This is a genomic window from Vibrio sp. D431a (assembly GCF_030248655.1).
In the GTDB taxonomy this organism is placed as follows: domain Bacteria; phylum Pseudomonadota; class Gammaproteobacteria; order Enterobacterales; family Vibrionaceae; genus Vibrio; species Vibrio alginolyticus.
On sequence record NZ_JAHGAP010000028.1, the window covers coordinates 1 to 15,497 of the forward strand.

At 46.4% G+C, this 15,497-nt stretch carries 13 protein-coding genes; 4 read left to right on the top strand and 9 right to left on the bottom strand.

The window, feature by feature from the left end; genetic code table 11:
- Positions 1-473: 473 nt before the first annotated feature.
- From fre to trxA, 6 genes are all read right to left on the bottom strand, one after another.
- Entirely contained in the window at positions 474-1,187 is a 714-nt protein-coding gene (gene fre, locus KJB35_RS22660; protein WP_005382872.1) for an NAD(P)H-flavin reductase, read from the bottom strand.
- A gap of 14 nt (positions 1,188-1,201) precedes the next feature.
- Entirely contained in the window at positions 1,202-1,471 is a 270-nt protein-coding gene (locus KJB35_RS22665; RefSeq protein WP_009696789.1) for a 2Fe-2S iron-sulfur cluster-binding protein, read from the bottom strand.
- On the bottom strand, positions 1,468-3,321 hold the full coding sequence (ubiD, locus tag KJB35_RS22670; protein WP_054575529.1) for a 4-hydroxy-3-polyprenylbenzoate decarboxylase: 1,854 nt from the start codon (positions 3,319-3,321) through the stop codon (positions 1,468-1,470). The genes KJB35_RS22665 and ubiD overlap by 4 nt, the downstream gene beginning before the upstream one ends.
- Before the next feature lie 91 nt (positions 3,322-3,412).
- Complete coding sequence (locus tag KJB35_RS22675; RefSeq protein ID WP_136976338.1) at positions 3,413-4,405, bottom strand: hypothetical protein; 993 nt, start codon at positions 4,403-4,405, stop codon at positions 3,413-3,415.
- Between the two features lie 105 nt (positions 4,406-4,510).
- Positions 4,511-5,770, bottom strand: a complete 1,260-nt coding sequence (rho, locus tag KJB35_RS22680) for a transcription termination factor Rho (protein WP_005378757.1) — start codon at positions 5,768-5,770, stop codon at positions 4,511-4,513.
- 196 nt (positions 5,771-5,966) lie between these two features.
- Positions 5,967-6,293, bottom strand: a complete 327-nt coding sequence (trxA, locus tag KJB35_RS22685; protein WP_004745500.1) for a thioredoxin TrxA — start codon at positions 6,291-6,293, stop codon at positions 5,967-5,969.
- A gap of 111 nt (positions 6,294-6,404) precedes the next feature.
- Here trxA and rhlB point away from each other — a divergent pair, with 111 nt between their 5' ends.
- The 3 genes from rhlB to KJB35_RS22700 all read left to right on the top strand — a co-directional run bounded on the left by rhlB (position 6,405) and on the right by KJB35_RS22700 (position 11,054).
- Positions 6,405-7,724, top strand: coding sequence for an ATP-dependent RNA helicase RhlB (rhlB, locus tag KJB35_RS22690; protein WP_005378764.1), 1,320 nt, complete (start codon positions 6,405-6,407; stop codon positions 7,722-7,724).
- A gap of 20 nt (positions 7,725-7,744) precedes the next feature.
- Positions 7,745-9,238 carry a guanosine-5'-triphosphate,3'-diphosphate diphosphatase gene (gppA, locus tag KJB35_RS22695; protein WP_005382885.1) on the top strand — a complete coding sequence of 498 codons (1,494 nt, stop codon included), beginning with the start codon at positions 7,745-7,747 and terminating at the stop codon, positions 9,236-9,238.
- Positions 9,239-9,410: 172 nt separating this feature from the next.
- On the top strand, positions 9,411-11,054 hold the full coding sequence (locus KJB35_RS22700; protein ID WP_025768970.1) for a sugar nucleotide-binding protein: 1,644 nt from the start codon (positions 9,411-9,413) through the stop codon (positions 11,052-11,054).
- A gap of 221 nt (positions 11,055-11,275) precedes the next feature.
- Here KJB35_RS22700 and KJB35_RS22705 read toward each other — a convergent pair whose 3' ends face one another.
- The 3 genes from KJB35_RS22705 to recQ form a co-directional block, all read right to left on the bottom strand.
- A complete protein-coding gene (locus KJB35_RS22705; RefSeq protein ID WP_005378770.1) occupies positions 11,276-11,950 on the bottom strand; it encodes a 7-cyano-7-deazaguanine/7-aminomethyl-7-deazaguanine transporter in 675 nt (224 codons plus the stop codon).
- 234 nt (positions 11,951-12,184) lie between these two features.
- Positions 12,185-12,490, bottom strand: a complete 306-nt coding sequence (locus KJB35_RS22710; protein WP_005378772.1) for a DUF3630 family protein — start codon at positions 12,488-12,490, stop codon at positions 12,185-12,187.
- An 8-nt stretch (positions 12,491-12,498) separates the two neighbouring features.
- Entirely contained in the window at positions 12,499-14,334 is a 1,836-nt protein-coding gene (recQ, locus tag KJB35_RS22715; protein WP_005451195.1) for an ATP-dependent DNA helicase RecQ, read from the bottom strand.
- 178 nt (positions 14,335-14,512) lie between these two features.
- Here recQ and rarD point away from each other — a divergent pair, with 178 nt between their 5' ends.
- Positions 14,513-15,430 (top strand): EamA family transporter RarD, encoded by a 918-nt coding sequence (rarD, locus tag KJB35_RS22720; RefSeq protein WP_005382912.1) that lies wholly within the window; start codon positions 14,513-14,515, stop codon positions 15,428-15,430.
- Positions 15,431-15,497 lie beyond the last annotated feature (67 nt).

A 15,497-nucleotide genomic window follows, 5' to 3' on the forward strand; every position in this document is an offset into this window, starting at 1 on the left:
TCAATGAATACTGAACATTCCTTTCGCTAATAAATAGCAGAAGTAATGTTTGAATTGACTGTGCTGAATCTTTCGATTCAATGGTCACTTCGTTTCATTGAAACCTAAATTGTTTCCGAAGAAACTATTTGGATTATCATCAACGAGTGCCCACACAGATTGATAGGTCTATATTGTTAAAGAGCTTGCTTTGCGAGAAGTTTTTCTCTCAAAGCGGAGGTGCATTCTAGCGATTTAATTGACAGTGTCAAACACTTTTTCAATTTTATTTTTCGTAGAAGCTTTCACCTCTCCGACCCTGCTGAAGCCTTATCGCGTCTGCCGTGTCGGTGGATGCGCATTATAGGGAACTCAGATCCGTTCGCAACCCTTTTTTGAAAAAAAATGGAAAAAAATGACTGTTCGATGACTATTTCATCAAAAAAGCAAAAAAGAGGGTAAAAAACCCTCTTTTTCTGCCTTAAAAGCCGTATTTAAATGAATGCGTACGCGTCTGCGAACATACGTTCGCTCTTCGCTTTCTTGTTCTGAGTGAACTGTTCACGTGCTGCGCCAGCCATTTCAAAACGACCTGCAATATAGATATCGTAGTTTTCTAAGCTTTCGAAATCTTCAGCTACAGCTTGTAGCACGTTACCAACTTTACCTTGCCAGTCTGCAGGAGCTTCTTCTACTACTGGCACAAAGTGAACATTGGCAAACTTGTCGGCAATCTCGACCAGTTCGTCTTTAGCATAAAGCTGGCAGTTATCGCGCGCCCCCCAATATAAATAGATAGGATTGGTTTTATTCTGCGCTACGCAGTGATCCAGAATCGAGCGAACGTAACTGAAGCCTGTACCACCAGCAATTAATAATAATGGGCGTTCGCTTTCTTCTTGAACCCAAGCATCGCCATGTGGCGCATCAATTTCAATCTGACCATCAGTTTCAAGCGCCGCTTGCATTGCTTCGACAACTTCTTGTGCATAAGCGTTGTGTTCCGCCGCACCGATGTGCAGTTCAAGTTCACCTTCATGACGACAAGGGCTGCTTGCGATAGAGAAAGGACGTTTGTCTTTTTCACCCATCACCACCATTAGGTACTGACCCGCTTTAAAAGGCACTGGTGATTCTGGATGAAGAAGGATTTGGTAAGTATTACAAGCTAACGGCTGAATAGACTTTACTTTACATTGGATGGTCATGGTGTTCCTCTCGCTTACTCGTCAAAAGTAAGCACTAAATTACTTTCTGTATAGGCTTGGCAAGGGAATATCCAGCCTTGCTGTTGCTCTTTTTCGGTTAGCATCGGTTCGAGGTGATAGCTCACCTCGCCCGTTAGCTTTTTACACATGCACATGGCGCAAGCGCCAACTTGGCAACGGTGCGGGAAGCGAATATTGTTGTTGAGCGCAGCTTCCAACACCGTCTCCCCTTCTTTTACTTGGAACGTAACGTCCATTGGTAGAAGGTGGACTTGATGACTCATAGAATACCTAACTGGTCCCAAATCTCATCGACTTTAGCCACAAGTTTAGGATCTTTTTTGATAGGCGTGCCCCACTCGCGCGTGACTTCAGATTCGAACTTGTTGGTCGCATCCAGTCCTAATTTGGATGAACTCTCAGTCTTACCAAGCACTTGAATCGTGTCTCTATCTGGGTCCATTCGAGTTGTCACCGCCCAAATGATGTCATTCCAATCTCGTGCGTTGACGTCATCGTCGCACAAAATAATGAATTTGTTATCCGTGTACTGAGCAAAGAAGTCCCACAAGTATTCCATCAATGCTTGAGATTGACCGGCTTGGTCTTTCTTCATAGTCACGACAGCAAATTGGTTGTTTGCTGTAACTGGAAGATAGACGTCAACAATCTCAGGGCGTTGCTGTTTCAACTCATTCAGTTCTGCTTCGGTAATCGCTTTGCTGTCTCGCTCAGTGACCTCGGTTCGCGTCGCCAGCTCGGCATCCCATTTAATGGTCGCATCTAAGCCCATTTTGGAGCCAAGCCCAACCACAGGTGAAGCAAAGTCGAGCGAGTCGATTGGCGTGTTATCTATCATCAAAGTATCATGTACAGGGTCCATATGCTCTGACATGGCTTTAACGACATCATTCCAATCTCGTGCGTTTACCGATTCATCGCACACAATAACAAACTTGGTATACATGAATTGACGTAAGAAAGACCACACGCCCATCATTACGCGCTTGGCATGTCCTGGGTACTGCTTCTTCATGGTGACGACGGCCATTCGGTACGAACAACCTTCTGGCGGTAGATAGAAGTCTTCAATCTCTGGGAATTGCTTTTGCAGAATAGGCACAAACACTTCGTTTAATGCCACACCCAATACAGCTGGTTCATCTGGCGGACGACCTGTGTAGGTGCTGTGATAAATAGGGTCTTTATGCATAGTAATGTGCGTAATAGTAAATACGTGGTGCTTTTCTTTTTCGTTATAGTAGCCAGTGTGGTCACCGTAAGGACCTTCATCAGCAAACTCGTTCGGGTCGATATAGCCTTCCATCACGATTTCCGCGCTCGCTGGCACTTCCAAATCGTTGCTGACTGACTTCACGACTTCCGTTTTGCTTCCACGTAGCAAACCTGCAAATGCGTATTCCGATAGCGTATCTGGCACTGGTGTTACTGCGCCAAGAATGGTTGCTGGGTCTGCACCAAACGCGACCGAAACTGGGAAAGGTTTACCTGGGTTGGTTTCCATCCAATCGCGCAGATCAAGCGCACCACCACGATGGGCTAACCAACGCATGATGATTTTGTTCTTGGCAATTTTCTGCTGACGGTAAATGCCTAGGTTCTGACGTTTCTTACTTGGACCTTTGGTTACGGTTAAGCCCCAAGTAAGCAGCGGCGCTACATCTTCTGCCCAGCAGCTCATTACCGGAATTTTATCCAAGTCGACTTCATCACCTTGCCAAACAATGTCTTGGCATGGTGCTTTACGTAAACGCTTAGCCGGCATGTTCAATACTTGTTTGAACACAGGCAGTTTTTCTAAAGCGTCTTTGAAGCCTTTTGGTGGCTCAGGTTCTTTTAAATAAGCCAGCAGCTTACCGACTTCTCTTAATTCTTTAACGTCTTCACGTCCCATGCCGATTGCGACACGCTCTGGTGTACCAAACAGGTTAGTCAAAACAGGTACGTCGTAGCCGATTGGGTTCTCAAACAACAGCGCAGGTCCACCAGCACGCAAGGTGCGGTCGCTGATTTCTGTCATTTCATAAGCGGGATCGACAGGGTGAGTGATGCGTTTAAGTCGACCTTTCTGTTCTAGGTGGTCGATAAATTCGCGTAAATCCTTAAAACTCATAGGCCTTCATGCTGGCTGATTAAACTGTCCGCAGTATAACAAATAGGAGGACGCTAAGATCCTCCTATTTTGTGTGGGTATGTGAGCAAGATTACTTTAATACTTGTTCAATCTGCCGAGTCTTTATCTGATGGTTCGAAGATACTAACTCTTCCAACCAGGTTTGATGCCCTTGTTGAGCAAGCTCTCGAGCAACCATGGTTGCTTCTTCTGATAACGCCATTTTTCTAACTAGAAACTGCTTTACTTGCGGAGATAGAGGGTTAGATTTTGTAAGTAGACTAATAGCTTCTGGCTTGAGTGATGGGTTAACTGTGGCATTCATCAATTGCTGAATGGAAAAAACGTCTCCAACCGCAGCTAAACGCTCAAGTTCGGACTGGCTGTTGTAATCGGCTTTCATCCGCCAGAGTAAGTTGTACACTTCCTCATCCTGACTAACTTGTGCCAACCTGACTATCACGGCCGTCGAGGGTAACCAACTGGTCACATTTGCTTTGGTTAACTGGGCCGCTAATGCAGCAAGCGCGTTGGGTGATAAGCTGTCTAACTCTCGAATCAAAAGCGCTTCACGTGCTTGAGCTTGTTGAGATGGCCCTGTAAGCCATTGCTTTAAGTTAAGCTCTCTTCGTTCAGCTTGTAAGACAAAGTCCAAGGTACTTTGGTCTTGTTTCCAACGCTTAATCAAGCGACTCGCAATAACGGGAAAGTTAAAAGCGGGTACACTAAATTCATACCCATCACCTCGCTCTAACACTTGATAAGTCGGGGTCATACGGATCTGGGACTCAACAAACAGAGCCATTCGAGGCGTGAGAATCACATCTTGCTTTTCAAGCTTTTCCAATAATTGAAAGCGCACCACCTCTTGTTGAGGCAAAGCAAGTCTATCAAGGGCGAATTTAAGCGAGTCGACTTCATCTCTGACAGCGTAATCAAGCAGTTCAGAGACTTTAGTCTGTATTTGAGTATCCTGAAGCCACTGCTCTACTACAGACTCATGCATTTCCTTGGCAGATAATGTCGCAGGTAGAGTGATAAGTGACAAGCTCAGGAGTAATGACGACAACATTCCTTGTTGCATGTTAACCTCCCGATAACATTTCCTTCATTCTGATACTTCTATCGGGAGAAAGCAATAAAAAAGCCACCGATATACGGTGGCTTTTCGCAGAATGACTATTTGAGACTATTGACGACGCATCGCATCGAAGAACTCATCGTTGGTCTTCGTCATCGCTAGCTTGTCGATTAGGAATTCCATTGCGTCGATTTCGCCCATTGGGTGAACAATCTTACGCAGAATCCACATCTTCTGTAGTTCGTCAGTCTTCGTCAGTAGCTCTTCTCGACGTGTACCTGAGCGGTTGAAGTCAATCGCAGGGAATACACGCTTCTCAGCAATCTTACGGTTCAAGTGCAGTTCCATGTTACCTGTACCCTTGAACTCTTCGTAGATAACTTCATCCATTTTAGAACCAGTATCTACTAGTGCCGTTGCGATGATAGTTAGGCTGCCGCCTTCTTCTACGTTACGTGCAGCACCGAAGAAACGCTTAGGACGATGTAATGCGTTTGCATCCACACCACCTGTTAGTACTTTACCTGATGAAGGCACTACGGTGTTGTAAGCACGAGCTAGGCGAGTGATAGAGTCAAGCAAGATAACCACGTCTTTCTTATGTTCAACAAGACGTTTTGCCTTCTCGATCACCATTTCCGCTACTTGTACGTGACGAGATGCTGGCTCATCGAAAGTCGACGCAACCACTTCACCTTTAACTAGGCGTTGCATCTCGGTTACTTCTTCTGGACGTTCGTCGATAAGAAGAACCATCAACTCACACTCTGGGTGGTTGTACGCGATGCTTTGCGCGATGTTTTGCAGAAGCATTGTTTTACCCGCTTTAGGCGGAGCAACAATCAGACCACGTTGACCTTTACCGATTGGCGATGCCAAGTCTAAAACACGTGCTGTAATGTCTTCTGTTGAACCGTTACCACGCTCCATAACCATGCGCTCATTCGCATGTAGAGGGGTAAGGTTTTCAAATAGGATCTTGTTACGGGCGTTGTCTGGTTTATCGTCGTTAACGGTATTGACTTTTAGAAGGGCAAAGTAACGTTCACCGTCTTTTGGTGGACGAATTTTGCCAGCGATAGAGTCACCAGTACGTAGGTTAAAGCGACGAATCTGACTTGGTGATACGTAGATATCGTCCGGACCCGCAAGGTATGAACTATCTGCACTGCGTAGGAAACCAAAGCCGTCTTGCAGAATTTCCAGAACCCCATCGCCAAAGATGTCTTCGCCGCCTTTAGCGTGCGCTTTTAAAATCGCGAAGATGATGTCTTGTTTTCTTAAGCGAGCTAGGTTCTCTAATCCTAAGCTTTCGCCCAGTTTTACAAGGTCAGACACAGGTCTGTTCTTCAGTTCGGTAAGGTTCATGGTGGTGGATTCTTGTTTAGTCAAAATAAGATCTGTTTTCTAGTTAAGATGGATTTGGTCTCAGGATCGACCAAGAAGAGAAATTTGTTCAATTAACGCGCGATAAGTTAGCACTAATTAGTATTCTAGTCCAGAGTTAGAAAAACAAAACCGTGCATTGTAACTTTGCACGGTTTTATCTGTAATCACTTGGTGATTATAAGTTTGCGTCTAGGAACTCTTTTAGTTGAGTTTTAGACAGAGCACCTACTTTCGTTGCCGCTACGTTACCATCTTTAAATAGTAATAGCGTTGGAATGCCGCGAATACCAAACTTAGGTGGTGTACCTGCGTTATGGTCGATGTTTAGTTTACCGATAGTGAGTTTGCCTTCGTACTCGTCTGCGATTTCGTCCAAAATAGGAGCGATCATTTTACAAGGACCACACCATTCTGCCCAAAAATCCACTAGAACCGGGCCTGCAGCGTTGATTACATCGTTTTCAAAACCGTCATCAGTTAGCTGCAAAATCTTATCACTCATCTTCCACTCCAATGTGTTTTTCGAAACTGGTTGGATGATAACCAGTAATTAGATGCCCTATTGGAATGTATTTACTTTCGTATTGCAAGCTTTAGCTGATATTCTATAGCCATGAAAAAGACGCATATCACAGAGCAAAAGTTCGCCGATTTGGGCTTAAAGCCCCAAGTTATTGAAGGATTGGACAAAAAAGGGTTCGAATTTTGTACCCCTATCCAAGCCTTGGCGTTGCCGGTCCTGCTCACCGGCCAAGACATCGCAGGCCAGGCCCAAACGGGTACTGGTAAAACGCTCGCGTTTCTTACTGCTACGTTCAACCACCTTCTGACGACTCCGGAACATGAAGGTCGTAAGCCTACACAGCCACGCGCAATTATTATGGCGCCTACACGTGAGCTCGCTATTCAGATTTACAATGATGCAGAATCATTAACTGAAAGCACAGGTCTAAAAACCGCTCTAGCTTACGGTGGTGAAAGCTACGACAAGCAACTTGCGAAACTGCAAGACGGCGTAGATATTCTGATCGGAACAACAGGCCGTATCATCGATTTCTACAAACAGCGCGTATTTAACCTCAACAACATTCAAGCTGTTGTTCTGGACGAAGCCGACCGCATGTTCGATCTTGGCTTTATTAAAGACATTCGCTTCTTGTTCCGTCGTATGCCTGAGCCAAAAGAGCGTTTGAACATGCTGTTCTCAGCAACGCTGTCTTACCGCGTTCAAGAACTGGCATTCGAACACATGAATACTCCTGAGCATGTCGTTGTCGAACCAGAACAAAAAACTGGCCACCGTATCCAGGAAGAGCTTTTCTATCCTTCGAATGAAGACAAAATGGCGCTGCTTCAAACACTAATTGAAGAAGAGTGGCCAGATCGCGCTATCATTTTTGCCAATACCAAGCATAAGTGTGAATCGGTTTGGGGTCATTTGGCTGCCGATGGACATCGTGTAGGCCTTCTTACTGGCGATGTACCGCAGAAGAAGCGTGAGAAGATTCTTGAGCAATTCACCAAAGGTGATGTCGACATCTTAGTTGCAACTGACGTTGCAGCGCGTGGCCTGCATATTCCTCAGGTAACGCACGTTTTCAACTACGACCTTCCTGACGACTGTGAAGATTATGTTCACCGTATTGGCCGTACTGGTCGCGCTGGTGCGAGCGGTCATTCGATCAGTTTTGCTTGTGAAGAGTACGCGGTTAACCTACCAGCAATCGAAGAATACATTGAGCACACAATCCCAGTTTCAGAGTACGATTCGTCGGCACTGATTCAAGATCTACCGGCTCCGATTCGTATGCGTGCACCACGCAACCAACAGCGCCGCACGAATACTGGCGGTACCCGCTCTGGTTCTGGTAACCGTAAGCCGCAGGGACGTCGTCCACGCCAACCGCGTCAATCGGCACCAAAACAATCGTAATAGGAAACTGAGTTCGTTTTATGAGTCAAGCAGGATCATCACCGCTATATGCCGCCATCGACCTCGGGTCGAACAGTTTTCACATGCTCGTTGTGCGTCACATCGATGGCAGCGTTCAAACAATGGCTAAAATTAAGCGCAAAGTTCGTCTAGCAGCGGGCTTAGATGAACATAATTCTCTTAGTATGGAAGCTATGCAGCGAGGATGGGACTGCTTAAGTCTATTTGCGGAACGCTTGCAGGACATTCCTAAACAAAACATTCGCATCGTCGGTACAGCAACATTACGTACCGCGACCAATGTAGATGTGTTTTTAGAAAAGGCTAACCAAATTCTAGGCCAGCCTATCGAAGTGATTACTGGTGAAGAAGAAGCTGCCACTATCTATAAAGGTGTCGCTCACACCTCTGGCGGTAGTGGTCGTCGCCTTGTAGTCGATATCGGTGGAGCAAGTACCGAACTGATTATCGGTGAAGGTTTCGAAGCCAAAGCACTGACCAGCTTAAAAATGGGCTGCGTGACTTGGCTTGAAAACTTCTTTAAAGATCGCCAATTGAATGCTCGTAACTTTGACGCGGCAATTGAAGGAGCGAAACAGACCATTCAGCCGATTTTAGAACGTTATACAGAAATTGGTTGGGATGTGTGTGTTGGTGCATCAGGCACTGTTCAGGCATTGCAAGAGATAATGCTGGCGCAAGGCATGGACGAAGTAATCACTCACTCCAAACTCAAGCGTCTACAGAAGCAAGCCATGTTGGCCGACCATTTAGAAGAGCTCGATATTGAAGGCTTAACACTTGAGCGGGCATTAGTGTTCCCTAGTGGCCTCTCTATTTTGATTGCCGTTTTTGAATTGCTTGAAATCGATGCTATGACACTCGCTGGCGGCGCACTACGCGAAGGCTTAGTGTATGAGATGGTTGAAGAGCTTCGTCAAGAAGACATTCGTGCCCGCACTATCGCTAGCGTACAAAATCGCTATCAGCTCGATCACCAATACGGCGAACAAGTCGCTACTCTGGCACACACGCTTTTACAGCAAGCTGGGGGCGATGAGTGGATTACAGAGCCTCAGGGCAAGATATTACTCGAGACCGCCGCAAAACTGCATGAAATTGGTTTAACTATCGATTTCAAAAAAGGCGGAGAGCATAGTGCTTACTTGCTGCAGAATTTGGATCTGCCTGGTTACACGCGCGCGCAGAAGTTCTTTATTGGTGAAGTGGCTCGTCGCTATCGCGAACAACTCACTTCTTTACCTGAGCAGCATGCATTATCAGGCTCGAGTGCAAAACGAGTATTGAGATTGTTGCGTCTTGCGGTTCTGCTCAGCCATCGTCGCAATCCTGATCTAGAGCCAAATGTGACTCTAACGGTTGAAGGCGACAATCTAACGTTACACATTGATGCGCAATGGCTAGAGAAAAACCCACTGACTGCGGCTGAGTTGGAAATTGAATCCAACCGTCAGACAGACATCGGCTGGCCATTAAATATCGTAGCAAAATAAGCGAATATCACTGCCTTACAATACTAAAGCCCAGGCGTTCGCTTGGGCTTTTTTGCTTCTATTTCCCCTACAAAACGTGCTGCCCAGCAAAAATCTCAGCTTCTCCGCTCTACATCGAAAAACAGCCATGCTTTATTGATAAACACGATTTAGCCAACCAAGATGCACCATAATGAAAACCGTTTTAATGACTGGCTTAACTGGCACTCTCGCCCCTATAGTTGCTCATCAGTTCCAACTTCGCGGCTGGAATGTATTGGAATGGAATCACCATCAAATCCCGCCGGATGATCTACAGCAAAGTGAGCAATTTTGGCAGCAGCACCACATTGATGCGGTGTGCCATATGGCGATGGGGAGTGAAGCGTGGGCAGCGTGGCTTGGTGAGCACTGCAAACGCCATAATATTCCTTACCTCTTTGTCAGCACAGCAATGGTATTTGATGCCACAAAAAACGGGCCTTATGGCATCTTTGAAGAAAGAAACACCCAAGATGATTACGGCAAATACAAAGTTCGTTGTGAAGATGCAATCTGGCAAGCAAATCCAGATGCGATGGTTGCTCGAATTGGTTGGCAGCTCCATCACCAAGCAGAAGGCAATAACATGTTGGCGCATCTCGACCGCCAACATGAAGAGTACGGCGTTATTACCGCTAGCACAGCTTGGTATCCCGCGACTTCTCATATGGACGATACTGCACTCGCCTTTTTGCAGCTTATTGAGCGGAACGAAGCCGGTTTATACCATCTTGATAGCAACTTAAAGGATAAGTGGAATTTCTACGAACTCGTTTGTGCACTCAAACAGCATTACAACAAGCCATGGCAAGTGCTGCCAAGCAATGACTATCACCATGACCAACGTCTAACCGATGAACGAATTGCCTTGCCGCCATTGAGTGAACGTTTCAACAAACCAGAGCAAATCCAGCAAGCCGGCATCATAGGAATCAACTGGGGACGCACGCACATTCCCCACTATCGAAACAATGGTGTATCGGTCACAACGTTATGCGCCAACCAAATAGAACCGCTTCAGCAAGCGTGCAGTGAAGAAGCAATCCCAAAGGCAGAAACGAACATCAGCGCACTCAAGCAACTTGATGTAGTGACAATCGCGACACCTGCGCATACTCATGCAGAGATAATTAAGAAGTTAGGTTCAACCAAGCTAATTTGTGAAAAGCCATTGGTGGGATTGAATTCCGACATCACTCACTGGCAGCAACCGAACTCCAACCTATTGGTTAATTACGCCTTTGCTCAGCTTAATACCGCCAAGACGATAGAGAAGTGGCTCGCCTCGCAAACCCAACCTTGTGTGGTCAATCTAGTCACCCAAGTTAATCTACCAGGCACCTTCACGCTCAAAGAGTGGTTTCTTGAGACAGCTAGCCACCCTATTTCTTGGTTGCTGCATTGCTTCGGAGACTACTCTCAATCAACACTGGTTGAGGAAAACGGCCAACTGATCGTTGAGCTGCAATGTGACGACCACCAGCTAAGGTTTGTATTTGAACTAACAGGTGAACCGGGCATCGAGCACAATCTAACGATTCAATCCAACCAGACCTTAACCAGCAAAGGCTACTACCGTGTCGGAGAAAAATGGCGTTTCGAGCCCATTCTCGTTAATGGCAACGCGATAAATGATGGAGAGTACAGCGAGTCTGATTGCTGGCAGGACGCCAATCAACGCAGTGTCGGTTTGATGTTGGCGATGTTCAATCAAAGCATCAGCTGGGATAACGGCCTGCAACTTGGCGCCTTCGATGCGCAAAAAGCCATTTTGATTGAGAAGATGCTCTGTTAGCCATTTCACCAGCGAGCTTCCTCTACGTTCCGTATCTTCGATTAAAAGGTCTCACTCGGGACCTTTTTATTGCTCATTTTTACCTTCGTACAGCTTAGGGAGCTTTTGGACACCCATGATCTAATTACTCCCTACGCTGTACAAAACGCTCTAAACCCAAGTAAACAGGCACAAAAAAGCCGCTTGATTTGAGCAAGCGGCTTTCGGGGTTCCCACTGATATTAAGACTGAACGCTTGTCGTCACCTTAAAGTCAGGGTTCACCGCAGTCAGCTTCTTGATGAGGTAATTCAGTAATACGCCGTACATAGGAACGAACAAACCAAGACTAATAATCAGTTTGAAGCCGTAATCCACCAGCGCGATTTCCGTCCAATGCTCCGCCATGAATGGATCTGGACTTTGGTAGAACGCAATGGCGAAGAAAGCGATGGTATCAAGTGCATTACCGAAAAGCGTTGAACACGTTGGTGCCACCCACCATTGCTTCATTTGGCGTAGGCGGTTGAACACATGCACATCCATGATCTGACCAAGTAGGTACGCCATGAAGCTAGCAATCGCGATACGAGCAACGAATAAGTTAAATTCCCCTAAGTGACCAAAACCTTGGAATTGACCTTCGAAGAACACCACCGATAAGAAGTAAGACACTGCCAAAGCAGGCAACATCACTAAGAAGATAATCTTACGCGCCAACTGAGCACCGAAAATACGCACAGTTAAGTCAGTCGCTAGGAATATAAATGGGAAAGTGAATGCGCCCCAAGTGGTATGGAAACCGAAAATAGTAAACGGTAGCTGAACTAGGTAATTGCTAGATGCAATAATGACTAGGTGGAATAGAACCAGATAGATAAGGGCGTTGCGCTGCTGCGCAGGGGTAAAGTTACTCATGCGATACCTTTTTAGTTTGGTTTGGGGGTGAGGGAACCCAAATCGAGTCACTGAATAAAGTGGCTCTTACCAACAATGTAAAATGAAAAATAAACTGGCTTGGCTCATTCTGAGCGAAGCGGTGGGCGATTATACATTAACCACTTTTCGCCGCAAGTCGTCTGTTTGACGCAAACGTTTAAGCATAAAAAAGGGTGTTTCATGTGAAACACCCTTTCAAGAAAAACTCTATTTTTAGAAGCCGCGTTGGAACAACCCTGCAAGATAATCCAACTCTTCCCTGCTCTCTTCAATCGCTAACGCTTCAAACCAAATCGCTTCGCTGTAATGCTCTGCCTTCATAAACAGTCGGCAACCTTCAAAGTCAATCAGCCAAGAGTGAATGTCTGCATCCCATTGCTTTTCCACCACAGTAGCAGAAAGCAGTCCGACTAAACGCTCACCTAAGGCAGGAAAGCTATCAAGGTCAAAGCTCGGCGCAGTAATGATTAAGCGCCCTTCTTGTGCCATATAGTCCGCTAAGCCAAATTCCTTTTGCATCTGGTTCCTTATCCGTGGTGAGTAATGTGTTCTTGAATCAAATCGAGGAATGGGTCGGCGTACTTCTCCAGTTTGCGCTGACCAACGCCGCTGACTGCCAGCATTTCGCCGTAAGACGTTGGCAGAATTTCCGCCATATCAATCAAAGTTGCGTCACTGAAGACCACGTATGGTGGCAAACCATCTTCATCAGCAATCGACTTACGCAGCTTACGTAACTTAGCAAACAGCTTTTTGTCGTAGTTCTTGCTGGTCAGTTTGTCCGACTTCGCTGCACGTGCTGCGGTGTCTAAACGCGGAACCGCTAACTCTAGAGTCACATCGCCACGCAACAGCGGACGCGCTTCTTCGGTAAGTTGTAGCGTTGAATTGCGTGTAATGTTTTGGAACAACAGCCCTTTGTGGATTAACTGACGGAAGATACTCACCCAGTAATCGTGGCTATGGTCGCGCCCTATCGCGTAGGTAGAAATCTTATCGTGCCCGTTTTCACGTACACGAATGTTTTGCATGCCACGTAGCACTTCCACTACGTAACCCATACCAAAGCTCTGATTAACACGGTACACACAAGATAGCGCCTTACGCGCTTCTTCCGTGGCATCAAAGTGTTTCGGTGGATCTAAGCAAATATCGCAGTTGCCACATGGCTTCTCACGATACTCACCAAAGTAATTCAATAGCACCTGACGACGACAAGTCTGCGCCTCAGCAAAGGCACTCATCGCATTCAGTTTGTGGGTTTCCACCTGCTTCTGTGGACCATCGTCTTTCTCATCCAACATACGACGCAGCCAACTGATGTCCGCCGGGTCATACAACATCATCGCTTCCGCAGGCAGACCATCACGCCCTGCACGACCCGTTTCCTGATAGTAGGACTCGATATTGCGCGGGATATCAAAGTGAACCACAAAGCGCACGTTTGGTTTGTTGATGCCCATACCGAATGCCACGGTCGCCACCACGATTTGGATATCATCGCGTTGGAAAGCTTCTTGAACGTAAGCGCGCTCATCGGCGTCCATACCTGCGTGATAACCAGCAGCACGAATGTGGTTGTTGCACAGCTTCTCGGTCACCATCTCAACTTTCTTACGGCTACCACAATAGATGATGCCGCAATTACCTTTTTGGGTTTCAAGATAACGAACGATTTGCGAAACCGGCTTGTGCTTCTCAACTAAGTTGTAGCGAATGTTGGGACGGTCGAAGCTGCCTAGATAAACCTCTGGATTATTCAGTTGCAGACGCTCAAGAATATCTCGACGCGTTGCGTCATCCGCCGTCGCCGTCAGCGCCATAAATGGCACATGGGAAAACTGCTGCTTGAGTTGACCAAGCGCGGCGTATTCTGGACGAAAATCGTGTCCCCACTGGGAAATACAGTGCGCTTCATCGACAGCAATCATCGATAACGGCAGGTTTTCCAAGCGCTCAATGAAATCACGCATCAATACGCGTTCTGGCGAGACGTACACCAACTTAAGATGACCAGTGTGCATGCGGTTATACACGCTGAGCAGCTCTTCGCGAGGCATGGTCGAGTTAATGCACTCAGCCGCTACACCGTTGGCTTTAAGCTGGTCCACTTGGTCCTTCATCAACGAGATAAGCGGAGAAATGACCAAAGTAATGCCAGAGCGAACCAAAGCAGGGATTTGATAACACAGCGACTTACCGCCACCAGTAGGCAGGATAACTAAGCTGTCGCGACCTTCTACCGCAGCGTCAATCACCAACTGCTGACCATCACGGAACTCTTGGTAACCAAACACATCCTCCAACACACGTTGAGGCGTTACAGGCGAATCAGATTGTTCGGCTAACAAGGTCGAGGTCATGAAAAGTCTCAGATTGGGTCTTAAAAAAGAGGTGCTTATGCATACCACTGGCACACAAAGTGAGGGCACATTGTAATGGGGTTTCATGGTGAATAAAACCGCAAATTGTTAGGTGTTTCGCATCACGACTCGTATACTGATTTTCTGCTCTATAAAACACACAATTAGGTGACACTTCATGACACCAGAAGACGAACAACAACGCGCGCGGCAAGGCATCTTGCTAGCGATTGGCGCGTATACCATGTGGGGCATTGCGCCGATGTACTTTAAGTCCATCGCACAAGTATCTCCTTTGGAAATTCTCAGCCACCGAGTGATATGGTCTTTCTTTTTGCTTGCTGCACTCCTCCATTTTGGCCGTCACTGGCGCTCGGCTTACCACATCGCGAAAGACAAAACGAAAATCGCTTACCTGATCGCAAGTTCCATGTTAATTGGCGGCAATTGGTTGATTTTCATTTGGGCGGTAAACTCGAATCATATGCTCGACGCCAGCTTAGGTTATTACATTAATCCACTGATCAACGTCTTACTCGGGATGGTCTTCCTTGGTGAGCGACTGCGTAAATTACAGTGGTTCGCGGTTGTATTGGCAGGTTGTGGCGTACTCGTTCAACTGATTGTATTTGGCTCCGTACCCGTTGTTGCGATGGCGTTAGCAATGAGCTTCGGCTTTTATGGCTTATTAAGAAAGAAAGTCAGTGTCGATGCAAAAACTGGCTTGTTTATTGAGACATTACTTCTACTGCCAGTGGCCGCTGTTTATTTGCTTTTTGTTGCCGATACACCAACCTCAAATATGCTTACGAATCCACTTACGTTAAATAGTTTGTTGATCGCAGCTGGGGTTATAACAACCCTGCCACTGCTGTGCTTTACGGGTGCAGCAACAAGACTCAAATTATCGACTTTGGGCTTTTTCCAATATATAGGCCCAAGCTTAATGTTTTTACTTGCAGTATTGATGTATGGCGAACCCTTTACCATGGATAAAGCGATCACTTTCGTCTTTATTTGGGGAGCACTAGTCGTGTTTAGCTTTGATGGATTACGTAATAACCGTCGCTCACGCCGAATCGTTCAGCCACAGTGATCGTTTTTTACAAGACAAGTTAGAAATTGCCAGATAAGCTTGGTCATAATGTGACCAAGCTTTTTTA

Bases quoted from the DNA above. Each gene is read 5' to 3' on its own strand.
- gppA (WP_005382885.1), top strand. From the start codon at position 7,745: ATGAGTCAAGCAGGATCATCACCGCTATATGCCGCCATCGACCTCGGG.
- KJB35_RS22675 (WP_136976338.1), bottom strand. From the start codon at position 4,405: ATGCAACAAGGAATGTTGTCGTCATTACTCCTGAGCTTGTCACTTATC.
- rhlB (WP_005378764.1), top strand. From the start codon at position 6,405: ATGAAAAAGACGCATATCACAGAGCAAAAGTTCGCCGATTTGGGCTTA.
- KJB35_RS22710 (WP_005378772.1), bottom strand. From the start codon at position 12,490: ATGCAAAAGGAATTTGGCTTAGCGGACTATATGGCACAAGAAGGGCGC.
- rarD (WP_005382912.1), top strand. From the start codon at position 14,513: ATGACACCAGAAGACGAACAACAACGCGCGCGGCAAGGCATCTTGCTA.
- fre (WP_005382872.1), bottom strand. From the start codon at position 1,187: ATGACCATCCAATGTAAAGTAAAGTCTATTCAGCCGTTAGCTTGTAAT.
- KJB35_RS22665 (WP_009696789.1), bottom strand. From the start codon at position 1,471: ATGAGTCATCAAGTCCACCTTCTACCAATGGACGTTACGTTCCAAGTA.
- ubiD (WP_054575529.1), bottom strand. From the start codon at position 3,321: ATGAGTTTTAAGGATTTACGCGAATTTATCGACCACCTAGAACAGAAA.
- trxA (WP_004745500.1), bottom strand. From the start codon at position 6,293: ATGAGTGATAAGATTTTGCAGCTAACTGATGACGGTTTTGAAAACGAT.
- rho (WP_005378757.1), bottom strand. From the start codon at position 5,770: ATGAACCTTACCGAACTGAAGAACAGACCTGTGTCTGACCTTGTAAAA.
- KJB35_RS22705 (WP_005378770.1), bottom strand. From the start codon at position 11,950: ATGAGTAACTTTACCCCTGCGCAGCAGCGCAACGCCCTTATCTATCTG.
- recQ (WP_005451195.1), bottom strand. From the start codon at position 14,334: ATGACCTCGACCTTGTTAGCCGAACAATCTGATTCGCCTGTAACGCCT.
- KJB35_RS22700 (WP_025768970.1), top strand. From the start codon at position 9,411: ATGAAAACCGTTTTAATGACTGGCTTAACTGGCACTCTCGCCCCTATA.